Origin of the sequence: Muricoccus radiodurans (assembly GCF_050154705.1) — a bacterium.
GTDB classification, from domain to species: domain Bacteria; phylum Pseudomonadota; class Alphaproteobacteria; order Acetobacterales; family Acetobacteraceae; genus Roseomonas; species Roseomonas radiodurans.
The window spans coordinates 3,936,188-3,948,371 of sequence record NZ_CP189561.1; the positions used below are offsets into that span (position 1 = coordinate 3,936,188).

General features: G+C 72.4%; 12 protein-coding genes. 2 read left to right on the forward strand and 10 right to left on the reverse strand.

The features are described from left to right. Positions 1 to 6 precede the first annotated feature (6 nt). Genes ACP6CK_RS18580 through ACP6CK_RS18595 form a run of 4 tightly spaced genes read right to left on the reverse strand, consistent with a single transcriptional unit; the run spans position 7 to position 3,662 of the window. A complete protein-coding gene (locus tag ACP6CK_RS18580) occupies positions 7 to 990 on the reverse strand; it encodes a Bug family tripartite tricarboxylate transporter substrate binding protein (RefSeq protein ID WP_426954789.1) in 984 nt (327 codons plus the stop codon). 35 nt (positions 991 to 1,025) lie between these two features. Then, a complete protein-coding gene (locus ACP6CK_RS18585; protein WP_426954790.1) occupies positions 1,026 to 1,820 on the reverse strand; it encodes an alpha/beta fold hydrolase in 795 nt (264 codons plus the stop codon). Between the two features lie 10 nt (positions 1,821 to 1,830). Further along, positions 1,831 to 2,706 (reverse strand): MBL fold metallo-hydrolase, encoded by an 876-nt coding sequence (locus tag ACP6CK_RS18590; protein WP_426954791.1) that lies wholly within the window; start codon positions 2,704 to 2,706, stop codon positions 1,831 to 1,833. A 2-nt stretch (positions 2,707 to 2,708) separates the two neighbouring features. Beyond that, positions 2,709 to 3,662, reverse strand: coding sequence for a 3-keto-5-aminohexanoate cleavage protein (locus tag ACP6CK_RS18595; RefSeq protein WP_426954792.1), 954 nt, complete (start codon positions 3,660 to 3,662; stop codon positions 2,709 to 2,711). 122 nt (positions 3,663 to 3,784) lie between these two features. Between ACP6CK_RS18595 and ACP6CK_RS18600 the strand changes: the two genes are divergently transcribed. After that, positions 3,785 to 4,885 carry an NADH:flavin oxidoreductase/NADH oxidase gene (locus tag ACP6CK_RS18600; protein WP_426954793.1) on the forward strand — a complete coding sequence of 367 codons (1,101 nt, stop codon included), beginning with the start codon at positions 3,785 to 3,787 and terminating at the stop codon, positions 4,883 to 4,885. 263 nt (positions 4,886 to 5,148) lie between these two features. Continuing rightward, positions 5,149 to 5,844: a DNA polymerase III subunit epsilon gene (dnaQ, locus tag ACP6CK_RS18605; RefSeq protein ID WP_426954794.1), complete on the forward strand. Its 696-nt coding sequence runs from the start codon at positions 5,149 to 5,151 to the stop codon at positions 5,842 to 5,844. A 4-nt stretch (positions 5,845 to 5,848) separates the two neighbouring features. On the opposite strand, the gene ACP6CK_RS18610 is transcribed toward dnaQ, so the two are convergent. The 6 genes from ACP6CK_RS18610 to hemE all read right to left on the reverse strand — a co-directional run bounded on the left by ACP6CK_RS18610 (position 5,849) and on the right by hemE (position 12,054). After that, on the reverse strand, positions 5,849 to 6,100 hold the full coding sequence (locus tag ACP6CK_RS18610) for a hypothetical protein (protein WP_426954795.1): 252 nt from the start codon (positions 6,098 to 6,100) through the stop codon (positions 5,849 to 5,851). Continuing rightward, complete coding sequence (locus tag ACP6CK_RS18615) at positions 6,097 to 6,411, reverse strand: AtuA-related protein (RefSeq protein ID WP_426954796.1); 315 nt, start codon at positions 6,409 to 6,411, stop codon at positions 6,097 to 6,099. Before ACP6CK_RS18615 ends, ACP6CK_RS18610 begins: the two co-directional genes overlap by 4 nt. A 2-nt stretch (positions 6,412 to 6,413) precedes the next feature. Next, the gene (locus ACP6CK_RS18620) at positions 6,414 to 7,754 is read right to left on the reverse strand and encodes an acyclic terpene utilization AtuA family protein (protein ID WP_426954797.1); all 1,341 of its coding nucleotides are present in this window, start codon (positions 7,752 to 7,754) and stop codon (positions 6,414 to 6,416) included. A 4-nt stretch (positions 7,755 to 7,758) separates the two neighbouring features. Next, positions 7,759 to 8,733 carry a Bug family tripartite tricarboxylate transporter substrate binding protein gene (locus tag ACP6CK_RS18625; RefSeq protein WP_426954798.1) on the reverse strand — a complete coding sequence of 325 codons (975 nt, stop codon included), beginning with the start codon at positions 8,731 to 8,733 and terminating at the stop codon, positions 7,759 to 7,761. A 145-nt stretch (positions 8,734 to 8,878) separates the two neighbouring features. Then, positions 8,879 to 10,909, reverse strand: a complete 2,031-nt coding sequence (locus ACP6CK_RS18630; RefSeq protein WP_426954799.1) for an AI-2E family transporter — start codon at positions 10,907 to 10,909, stop codon at positions 8,879 to 8,881. Between the two features lie 86 nt (positions 10,910 to 10,995). Then, entirely contained in the window at positions 10,996 to 12,054 is a 1,059-nt protein-coding gene (gene hemE, locus ACP6CK_RS18635; RefSeq protein ID WP_426954800.1) for a uroporphyrinogen decarboxylase, read from the reverse strand. Positions 12,055 to 12,184 lie beyond the last annotated feature (130 nt).

Below are 12,184 nucleotides of genomic sequence, written 5' to 3' on the forward strand. Positions count from 1 at the left end.
CCGCCCTCAGTCCAGCGTCGCGCCGGACAGGCGGATGACCTCACCCCACTTCTCGCCCTCGGAGCGGATATAGGCGGCGAACTCCGCCGGGGTGTTGCCGATCAGGCGGCCACCCTGGGCGAGCAGCGGATCGCGCGTCGCGGGATTGCGGAGCGCGGCGACGACCGCGGCGTGCAGGGCGGCGAGGCGGTCGGCCGGGATGCCCGTGGGGGCGATCAGGCCGTAGTAGCTCTCGGACTCCACGCCGGGGACGCCGGCCTCGGTCATGGTGGGCACGTCGGGCAGGGCGGGGGAGCGCTCGGCGGCGGTGACGGCCAGGGCGCGGATGGCGCCGGACTGGATCTGGGGCAGCATGACCGGCACGTCGCCGAACATCATCTGCACCTGGCCGGAGACGAGGTCCGTCAGCGCCGGCGCAGCGCCGCGATAGGGGACATGGACGATGTCCAGCCCGCCCGCGCGGTGGCGGAACAGCTCCGCCGCCAGGTGCAGGGAGTTGCCGTTGCCGGAGGAGCTGAAGGAGAGCCGCCCGGGCTGCGCGCGGATGCGGGCGATCAGCTCCGCCACCGTGCGGACGGGCAGGTCCTTGTTCACGCAGAGCGCCTGTGGGACCGCGATCGCGATGGAGATCGGCTGGATGTCCCGCGCCACGTCATAGGGCATGCGCGGCATGAGGTTCGGCAGGACCGAGAGCGCGCCGCTGCTGCCGATGCCCAGCGTGTGGCCGTCCGGCCGGGCTTTGGCCACCGCCTCCACCCCGATCACGCCGCCGGCGCCGGCCCGGTTCTCCACAACGAAGGAGGCGTTGAACTGTTCCCCGAGGGCACGGGCGAGGAGGCGGCCGACGATGTCGGCGGGCCCGCCGGGCGGGAAGGGCACGATCACGCGCACGGGCTGGTCGGGGTAGCGGCCCCCTTCACGACCCTGGGCCTGGGCTGCGAATGGCACGAGCCCCGCGGCGAGGGCCGCGAGGTGGCGTCGGGTGATCATGGTTCTTGTCTCCTCCCGTTGTTTGGTTCGCGCGGCTATCCCGCGGGCAGGCTGTCCAGGAAGCGGTGGATCTCGGCGGCGATGAGCTCGGGCGTCTGGATGGCCATGAAGTGGCCGCTCTCGACCACGCGGTACTCCGCGCCCGCGATGGCGTCGGCGACCGGCCGCACGCGCGCAGGCGGGCGTCCCAGGTCGTGCGTGCCGGCGAGGATCAGCGCGGGGCAGGAGATGCTCGCGAGGTCCGCCGTCATGTCGAGATGCGCGAGCATCCGCGACGTCGCGGCCTGGCCGTAGGGATCGGCGGCCAGGCGCTGCGCGCGGGTGTGGGCGAAGCGCGCCGCATCCCCGCGCAGCGGCGGCGGGTAGCCGAGGTCGAGGCCAGCATCCACGGCGACGCGCATGCCCTCCCGCTCCATCAGGTCCGCCTTCTCCAGCAGCGGGCCGCGCGCGGCCTCCGGCACGCCGGTGGCGGGGGAGGTGGCGATCACGCCGCGCACGCGTCCCGGGTGCGCGGCGGCCAGGTGCAGCGCGACGGCGCCGCCCACGGCGGTGCCGATCGCAACGACGGGCACGCGGACATCCAGCGCGTCCAGCAGGGCGATGGCGTCATTCCCGGCCTCGGCCATGGTCATCGGCCCGCGCGGCTTCTCGGACAGGCCGGCGCCGCGCTGATCGTAACGGATGATGCGGCAGCGGGGCCGCAGCAGGGGCAGGAGGCCGTCCCAGCTCTCCAGGCAGCCGCCCATCTCGTGCAGCAGCAGGAGGGTGTCGGGGCCCTCGCCCTCCACGACATAGCGGAGGGAGACCTCGGGCGTGCTCAGCCAGGGCATCGCGGGGTCCTCATGCCGGTGCGTCGCCGTCCAGGTCCATGGTCCAGGCATCCGGCAGCAGCCGGTATCCCGCGCCGTCCCGCGCCATGTGGGCGAAGGCGGGGAAGTGCAGGTGCATGCCCGCGATCGCCTGCCGGTCCGTCGCGACCTGATCGAAGATGCGGCGGCGCGTCTCGGCGGCCCCGGCCGGGTCCACGTCCACGGCCATCACCACCTCCGGCCGCGGCACCTGCAATTCCTGCACGTGGATGATGTCGCCCCAGATGAGCAGGGACTTGTTGCCGGAGGCCAGCATGAAGCCCGTATGCCCCGGCGTGTGGCCGGGTAGGGGCATGGCCGTGACGCCGGGGAAGACCTCTCCCGCCGTGAAGGTCCGCGTGCGCGCCGCATAGGGCGCGAGGGCGCGGCGCGCGCCGCCGAAGAAGAAGTCCTGCCGCGCGGGGTCGGTCCGCGCCATGGCCGCGTCGTCGTGCCAATAGGCGTGTTCGTCGGCGTGCAGCAGCAGCTCCGCCTTCGGGAAGAGCGCCCCGCCGTCCTTGCCCGTCAGCCCGCCCCAGTGATCGGGGTGCAGATGGGTCATCAGGATCGTGTCCACGCTCTCCGGCGACACACCCGCGGCGGCCAGGTTGGACGCGACGAAGCCGACCGTCGGCTTGGCGGGGCCGCAGCCCGCATCCACCAGCGCGGTGCGCCCGCCCCCGCGGATCAGAAAGGCGTTCACCGTCGTGCGCCGCGCCGGGCGGAAGGAATCCCGCAGCATCGCGGTGGATTCCGCCTGCGGCATGCCGAGCACCGTGGCCATGGCCACGTCCTGGAAGCCGTCATACAGCGCGGTGACGAGGAGATCCCCGACCCGGCGATGATAGACGCCGGGAACCTGCTGCACGCTCATTCCGCGGCGGCCGCGGCGCGGGTGGCGGGATCGGGCAGGCCCAGGCGCTGGCGCGCCTCGGCCGGGGTCGCGATGCCCAGGTCGAACTCCTCCAAGATGCGGCGGATCTTCAGGACCTGCTCCTCGTTGGACTTGAACAGGCGGCCGGGGCGCTCGGTCACGTTGTCTTCCTGGCCGATGCGGACGTTCGTGCCCATCAGCGCGCCCTGCGCCGCCGCCTTCATGTTGTCGGGGCCCGTGCCGTGGGTGAAGATCTCCGCGTCCATCCCGAACAGCCGCTCGCTCGTGCGCTTCATGTGCAGCAGGTGGTCGATGTCGGACGGGATGCCGCCGAGGATGCCGGTCAGGAACTGCACGATGATCGGGCGCTTGATGCGGCCCATCTTGTTCTTCAGATGCCACTCCAGGATGTAGAGATGGCCGACGTCGTAGCACTCGAACTCCATCAGCATGTCGTTCTCGATGAAGATGTCGATGAGACGATCGATCTTCTTGAAGGTGTTGTTCGTCACCCGCTCATAGGACGAAGGGCCGAACAGCTCCCGCTCCCACTCGTGCTGGAACTCGGTGATGCCCTGGGCCTGGGCCTTCTTGAACATGCCGTAGTTCATGGAGCCGACGATCACCGTCGCGATCTCCGGCCGCAGCACCATCGCCGCCGCCGCCCGGTCCTCCGCCGTGTTGCCGAGCGAGCAGGACATGTTGATCACGGCATCGCATTGCTCCCGGATCGCCGGGACGAAGCTCTTCCACACCTCCACATTGGCGGTGGGGCGGCCGTCCTTCGGGTCGCGGGCGTGAAAATGAAGGATGGCGGCGCCGGCCTTCGCGGCGTCCACGGACTGGGTGATCATCTGCTCCGCCGTGACGGGCAGGTAGGGCGACATGGAGGGCGTCATGCCCGATCCCGTCACCGCGCAGGTGATGATGACGTTCCTCTGCTGGGCCATGCTGCGTTCCTCCGCTGTGCGCCCATGGTCGGCCCGCCCCGCGCTTTAGGCAAGGGTCCTGGCCTTTGCATTGCGGCATGGTCAGCCAAACTGGGGGTCATCCACCGGATGGGACCCCTCCCTTGCCCGACCTTTTCGACCCCTTGACCCTGCGCGGCGTCACCCTGCCCAACCGCATCGGCCTCTCGCCGATGTGCCAGTATTCCTGCGCCCCGGACGGCAAGCCGACTGACTGGCACATGGCGCACCTCCTCCAGCGCGCGCTCGGCGGCGCCGGGCTGGTGCTGACGGAAGCCACGGCCGTGACCGCCGAGGGCCGCATCACCCCCGCCGACCTCGGCCTGTGGGAGGAGGCGCAGGTGCCCGGCCACACCCGCCTGGCCGCCGCCATCGCGGCCACCGGCGCCGTGCCCGGCATCCAGCTCGCCCATGCCGGCCGCAAGGGCAGCCGCAACCCGCCGTGGCGGGAGGGCGCGGCCGAGCCGGGCTGGGAGGTTCCCGCCCCCTCCGCCGTGCCGATGGACGGCATGGACACCCCCCGCATGATGACCGAGGCCGAGATCGCCTCCTCCATCGAGGCGATGGCCGCGGCCGCCGACCGCGCCATCCGCTGCGGCTACCGCGTGATCGAGCTGCACGCGGCGCACGGCTACCTCATGCACCAGTTCCTCTCGCCGCTGTCGAACACCCGCAACGACGCCTGGGGCGGCGACTTCGAGGGCCGCACCCGCATCGTCCGCGAGGCCGTCGTGGCCACCCGCAACGCGATCCCGGCGGAGATCCCCCTCCTCCTCCGCGTCTCCCACACCGACTGGATTGAGGGCGGCTGGACGACCGAAGAGACGGTGGAGCTCGCCCGCCGCGTGGCGACGCTCGGCGTGGACATGGTGGACGTCTCCTCCGGCGGCATTTCCGCCAAGGCGAAGATCCCCGTCGGCCCCGGCTACCAGCTTCCGGGCGCCGCCGCCGTGCGCGCGGCCGGCGTGCCCGTGGCCGCCGTCGGCATGATCACCGAGCCCACCCAGGCGCAGGACGCGGTGTCCAGCGGCCAGGTGGACATGGTCCTGCTCGGCCGCGCCATGCTGCGGGACCCCTATTGGCCCGTCCACGCCGCCCAGGCCCTGGGCGTGGCCGACCGCGTCGGCATCCCGCCCCAGTACGAGCGCGGCTGGGGCCGCCTGCCCATGCGCGACGCGACGGCCGAGCCCCTGCCGGCGATCTGATCGGGGCGTTGCGTCGGTGGCCCCTGGGGAAAGGCTCTGCCTTTCCCCAGACCCCTATCCGCCAGGAGGCTAGCCTCCTGGACCTCAGCTTAACGCCTTCGGCGTGGAGGGGCCCTGAAGGCCCCTCCACGCCGAAGGCATGAAATGGGTTCCAAGGGGCTAGCCCCTTGGCGGATGGGGTCCGGGGAAGGCGGCGCCTTCCCCGGAGTCATCAGCGCAACCCCCCGATCCCATGGCGGCCGGGGATCGGCTATGGTGCCGGCATGACACGCGCGCTGATCCTCGACACCGAGACCACCGGTCTGGACCCCACCACCGGCGACCGCGTGCTGGAGGTGGCGGCGATCGAGGTCGTCAATCTCCTGCCCACGGGGCGCGCCTTTCACCGCCTGATCAACCCGGAGCGCGACGTGCCGCCGGAGGCGTCGCGCGTGCACGGCTTCACGGCGTCCATGCTGGCGGACAAGCCGCTGTTTGCGGCGATCCTGCCGGAGCTGCTGGAGTTCCTGGGGGACGACCCGATCGTCGCGCACAACGCGCCCTTCGACTTCGGCTTTCTGGACGCGGAGTTCGTGCGGGCCGGCGTGCCGAAGCTCAGCCGGTCGCGGATGGTCGACACGCTGGAGATGGCGAAGAAGCGCTTTCCCGGCCTGCCGAACTCGCTGGACGCGCTGTGCCGCCGCTTCGGCATCGACCTGTCCCAGCGCACCACGCACAACGCGCTGCTGGACGTGCAGCTGCTCGGGCAGGTCTATCTGGAGTTGATGGGCGGCAAGCAGCCCGGCCTGGCGCTGGCGACGGCCGGCGGCGGCTCGTTGCGCGTCGCGCCCGCGGCGGCGGACGCGGCGCCCGTCTCGCGCACCCCGCGCCCGATCGTGCCGACCCCGGAGGAGCTGGAGCGCCACGCCGCCTTCATCGCGAAGCTGAAGGACCCGGTCTGGGCGACGCTGGAGGGCTGAGCCTTCACATCACCGTCGCGCCCACGGCGAAGAGCACGAAGCTGATCGCGGCCACGCCGGCCCAGTGCCAGGTGGCGCTGACATGGGGCTGCACCGCCGGCGGGTGGCGCTTGCGGTCGAAGAAGCGGAAATCGTTCACCAGCAACCCGCCCCCGCCATGACGCGCGATGCGCCAGGCGTGCCACAGGATCATCAGCCCCGAGACGAGGAAGCCGATCAGTCCGGCGTAGCCCAGCGTCGCGCGCAGGGCGGTCACGGCGCGTCGTCCGGGATCTCCAGATCCAGGACCGCGGACCCCAGGCATTTCCCGTGCGCGTCCAGCGCGAGCGACCGCGTGACGCCCCCGCCCAGCGCGCCGTGCATCACGAAGTTCAGCGCGCCGATCCCGGGCAGGGCGTAGCGCACCACCTCCCCGCGCACGATGCCGGAGAAGTGGTCCCGCACCCGCTCGGCCGTCACGTGCCGCTCGATCCGCGGGTAGTCCTCCGCGCAATAGGCAATGACCGAGATGTTGGAGGTGTCGCCCTTGTCCCCCGTGCGGGAATGGGCGATGGCGCGCAGGCGCATCGTCAGCTCTCCAGCATCTGCACGGCGGGGCGGGCTAGCGCCTCCGGCACCAGGGCGGAGCGGATGGCGATCACCTCCCGCACCGATTTTGTCGCGCCCCCGCCCCCGGCCGGGCCGTTGAGGTAGAGAGATTCCACCTCGTTCGCGACGCGCGTCGCCTCCGCGGCGCTGTCCGTGCGGCCGGCGACGCGCAGGCGCACCTCGCGGGGCTCGTGTTCCGTCTGAGAGAGCTTCGGGCCAAGGATGGAATCCACCCCGATCAGTTCGGCGCGGAGTTCCGTGCACTGCACGCCGGTGAGGCGCAGCCGCTCCTCGACGATCGCCAGGGCCAGCCGCCCGCGCGCCAGCGCGCCGGGGCCGGCATAGGAGATCTGGCCTTCCCCGACATAGCTGTCCACCAGCCCCACCGAAACCTTCAGCGTGCCGGTCCGCGGATGCCCGTCCCCACCGGTAATCGCCACCCGGTCCGGCCCGGCCCCCGTCACCCGCACGCCGGAAAAGTCGGCCACCACGTCGGGCTGAAAATACCGCGCGGGGTCATGCACCTCGTAGAGCATCTGCTCCTTGCAGGTCGCCGCCGTCACCTGCCCGCCGGAGCCCGGCACCTTCGTGATGACCGCGTCCCCGTCCTCCGTCACCTCGGCGATGGGGAAGCCGAGCCGCGCGAGGTCGGGGACGTCCTTGAAGCCGGGATCGGCGAAGTAGCCGCCGGTGATCTGGCCCGCGCACTCCATCAGGTGCCCGACCAACGTGCCGCGCCCCAGCCGCGTCCAGTCCTCCATGGACCAGCCGAATTCATGCACCAGCGGCGCCAGGAACATCGCAGGGTCGGCGGCGCGCCCCGTGATCACCACATCGGCGCCGCCCGCCAGCGCCTCCACGATCCCCTCGGCGCCGGTATAGGCATTGGCGGAGACGAGGCGGTTGCCCAGTGCGCCGATGGTCTCCCCGTTGCCGTCCAGCGGCGTGTCGCCCCCGCGCACGGCGTCCAGCACGTCGTCACCGGTCACGGCCGCGACCTTCAGGCCGCGCAGCCCCAGCGCCCGCGCCACCTCCACCGTCTTTCGCGCCGCCGAAACGGGATTGGCGGCGCCCATGTTGGTGATCACGCGGATGCCCCGCGCACGGCAGGCCGGCAGCACGGCGCGGAAACGCGCCTCCAGCAGCGGGTCGTAGCCCGCATTCGGATCCCGCATCCGCGCCTGCTGGGCGAGCGCGATGGTGCGCTCGGCCAGACACTCGAAGACGAGGTACTGGATCTCCCCATGCTCGGCGAGTTCCACCGCCGGCTCGATCCGGTCCCCCGCGAAGCCGGCGCCGGTCCCGATGCGGATCCTGCGCACCGGATCAGTCCGGCTTGATGTCGGCGGCGCGCACCACCTCGCGCCACTTCTCGATATCGGCGATCAGGAAGCGGCGGAACTCCGCGGGCGGCAGGCCCACCGGCTCCAGCCCCTGCTCGATCAGCCGCGGCCGCAGGTCCGGCGCGGTCAGCGCCTTGTTCAGCGCGCCGTAGATGCGGTCCAGGACCGGCTCCGGCAGCTTCGCCGGCGCGAAGAGCCCGTGCCAGGCGGAGACGTCGAAATCCGCGATCCCCTGCTCGATCGCCGTCGGCACGTCCGGCGTCCATTCCAGCCGCCGGGCGGAGGTGGCGGCCAGCGCCCGCAGCTTGCCATCCCGCACGAAGGGCAGCACGGCCGTGACCTGATAGATCGTCATCGGCACCTGGCCGGAGATCACGTCCGTCAGCGCCTGCGGCGCGGAGCGGTAGGGCACGTGCTCCAGCGGCGCGCCGGTTTTCAGCCGCAGCAGCTCCCCCGCCAGATGCGACGACGTCCCGTTCCCGGCCGAGGCATAGGCCACACTCCGCTGCGTCTTCGCCCAGGCGATGAACTCCTGCAGGGTCCGCGCCGGCACGGACTGGCCGACGACGAGCAGGTTCGGCGCATTCGTCGTCAGCGACACCGGCGTGAAGTCCCGCAGCACGTCATAGGGCAGGCGCGGCATCAGCGACTGGTTCACGGAATGGGACGCGATGGACCCCATGCAGAGGTTGTAGCCGTCCGGCGGTGACTTCGCGACCGCGTCCGATCCCACCACGCCACCCGCGCCCGGGCGGTTCTCCACCACCACCGGCTGGCCCACCTCCTCGGACATCTTCGGCGTCACCAGCCGCGTCATGATGTCGGTGCTCGTGCCGGCGGCGAAGGGCACGATCACGCGGATCGGGCGGCTGGGGTAGCGGTCCTGCGCGGCGGCGCGATGCACGAGGGCGGGGGCGGACAGGGTCGCCAGCAACAGGGCGCGGCGGGTGTTCGGCACGGTGTTCGTCCTCCCGGCTGTTGCGCGGGCGGTTCCGGGAGGCTCCGCCTCCCCGACCCTCCGCCGGGGGGTGAACGCACCCCCGGACCCCGCGATCTGTGGGGACGGGCCTACAACCGGTCCCCGTGGCACGCAATCAAGCGGGCTACGCGACGGCCGGCCGCGCCCCGGCTTCCGCCACCGCCACCGGCCCGCCGACCGGGGTCCCGGCATCCAGGAAATCCCCCGTCTCCTCCGCCGGCGGGGCGATCCCGGCTTCCTCCTGCGCCCGCGTCAGGCAGAGCTGGAGCGCCTCCCGCAGCGACTTCGCCTCCACCACGCCGGAATCCGCGCCGCCCGCTTCCTCCCGCAGCGCCGCCAGCACGCGGCTGTCCCGCTCCGCCCCCCAGACCCCGGCGACGAGCGTGGCATCGGGGAAGCGGCGGCGCAGGCGCCGGAGCGCGTAGCGGGCACTGGCCGCGCCGCTCCCGCCCTCCAGCGCGGAGATGACGACCACCCGCGCGCCGGGATGCCTTGCCGCCAGCTCCGGGTCGCGCAGCGCGTCGTTGTGCAGCACCGTCGTGCCGATGCCCTTCAGCGACAGCACCTGCGCCAGCATGGCCGTCGCCTGGTCGTCCAGCCGCCCGCGGCCGGCGACGCAGAGCACCGCCTCCCGCGCGCGCCAGGCCGGGGGCAGCGAGACCTCCTCGGCCACGACCTCCTCGGCCGCCTTCGCCTCGCCCTCGTCCGGGCGCGTCACGGGCCCGTTCTCCAGCACCACGGATTGCGGTGCGTCCTCGTGGTCCGACAGCTCGTCCAGGAGCACCGCCACGCGGTCGCGCACGGCGCCCAGACGGTCCCGGTCCAGGGCGCCGCGCGTGGCATCCTCCTGCGCCAGGGACAGGCCGGGCAGCGCGACGGTGTCGTAATAGGCGGCCAGCGGCGCGGTGCGGAGCTGCAGCTCCGCCTGCTCCGCCAGCCCGTCGCCGTCTCCGGCCAGCGCCCGCTGATAGAAGGCCTCGGCCGGTTCCAGCGCCGCTCGGTCGCCCAGCAGCACGTCGAGGAACTCCAGTTGATCGATGTGGCGCCCCAGCACCACCAGCCCGACCGTCAGGGGCGTGGCGACCAGCAGGCCGATGGGCCCCCAGAGCCAGGCCCAGAAGGCGGTCGCCAGCAGCACGGCCACCGGGGACAGGCCGGTGGAGTGCCCGTAGACGAGTGGCTCGAACACCTGGCCCATCAGGGGCTCGGTGATCAGGAACAGGGCCAGTACCCAGGGCAGCATCGTCCAGCCCGGGTCCACCGCCACCGCCAGCAGCAGCGGGAAGGCGGCCGCGATGAAGCCGCCGATGAAAGGGACGAAGCGCATCAGCCCGGCGATGACGCCCCACAGGATCGGGTTGGGGATGCCGATGGCCCAGAGCCCGATCGTGATGACCACGCCGAAGCCGGCATTCAGCGCCGTCTGCGCCAGGAAGTAGCGGGACAGGCGGGTGGCGGCGTCGTTCAGGGCGGCCGTGGTCCGCTGCAGGTCGCGGGAGCCCATGAGCTTGATCAGGCGATCCCGCAGGTCCTCCCTGTACAGCAGCAGGAAGATGACGAAGACGATGACGATGCCGGTATGCGCCACCGGCCCCAGCAGCGGCCCCACCACGCGCTGGAGCACGGTCATCAGCCCCGGCGTCGGCTCCCGCACCTCCACCGGCAGGGGCGGCAGCCCGGCCTGGGGCGTGAGCTGCGCGTTCGGCCGGTTGGGGGCGAGGCTCTCGCCCAGGTCGTGCAGGATCTCGGAGGCGCGGCCGATCAGCCCGCCGCCGCCGCCGAACATCCCGTTGAACTTGCGCGTGATGGTCGCCTGGTAGACCGGGAGCTCGTTCGCGAGATCGCCGAGCTGCCGCCCCATGATGACGCCGAGCGCCGAGAGGAAGCCCACCGCCAGCAGCACCGCGATGATCGAGGAGGCCACGCGCGGCAAGCCGAGGCGCCGGATCGCGCGCGCCACGGGCGCCAGCACGAAGGCCAGCAGGACGGCGAGCGCCAGCGGCACCAGCAGTTCCCGCGTGAAGTAGAGGACGGCGACGAGGGCGATGGCGCCGTAGAACAGCGCCGGCCCGCCGCCCATGGCCGGGGCGACGGTGTCCGGCAGGCTGGGGCCTGTGGCGGTGGTGGGGCGGCGCGGGCCGATGGGGTCTGACATGGGTCCGCCTGGGGGTTGGGACCCCGAGGGAACGCCGACCCGCCGGTTTCGTTGTGCGCCGTCCAGGCCCGTGCTGCGCGCCTCGCTCAACCCGCCCGCACCCGTTGTGCGAGGAACGCGACGTGGTCGGGCGGCGTGTCCGGCGTGATGCCGTGGCCGAGGTTGAAGACGAAGGGCCGGCCCCGCATGGCGGTCAGGATGCGGTCCGCGCCGCGTTCCAGGGCCTCGCCGCCCTCAACCAGGGCGCGGGAGTCGAGATTGCCTTGGAGCGCGACGGAGCGCGGCAGGGCCGACGCCGCCCACGCGGGGTCCACCGTCTCGTCCAGGCCGAGCCCGTTCACCCCGGCCCCGGCCGCATAGGCGAGGAGGTTGTCGGGCCCCGCCAGCCGCGGGAAGCCGATCAGGGGGAAGTCCGGTCCCAGCCGCGCCCGCAGCCGGGCCGTGAGCGCGACCGTGGGGGCCAGCACCCAGCGGGCGAAGCCCTCCGGCGGCAGCAGCCCGGCCCAGGAGTCGAAGAGCATCAGCGCCTCCGCCCCGGCCTCCGCCTGCGCGACGAGATAGGACTCCGAGGCTTCCAGCAGGGCGGCGAAGAGGGCGTCCAGGAGCGCCGGGTTCTCGGCGGCCATGCGGCGCGTCTCGGGGAAGCCGTGCCCGCCGCGCCCGTCCACCATGTAGCAGGCGACCGTCCAGGGAGCGCCGGCGAAGCCGATCAGGGCCACGCCCGGATGGTCGCGCTCCAGCCCCGCCCGAATGCGGGCGACGGTCTCCATGATCGGCGCGGCGCGGGCGGCGGCCCCGGCCGGGCGCAGGCCGGCGATGGCCGCTGCGTCGCGCACCGGGTCGAGGATCGGTCCGACCCCCTCCGGTCCGCCGGTCCCGTAGCGCAGGGGCTGGCCCATGGCCCAGGGCAGCATCGGCAAGTCGGTGAAGAGGATCGCGGCGTCCAGCGGAAAGCGGCGCAGCGGCTGGAAGGTCACCTCGGCCGAGAGCTCCGGATTCAGGCAGAGCTCGAGGAAGCCGCCCGCCCGCTCCTTCGTCGCGCGGTACTCGGGCAGGTAGCGGCCGGCCTGGCGCATGAGCCAGAGGGGCGGGGGCCAGACGGCTTCTCCGCCGAGGGCCCTGAGGAACGACTTGTCCGGATTCATGGCCGCCCTTCTCTCTTAGAATAGGATTCTTAAGAAGAGAGGGGTGGTCAGTGGATGCCTGTGGACTCTGTGGACACAGCCCTGTCCTCCCGCTGTCCCCAGCTTTTTCCACAGCCTCGATCCACGGCGA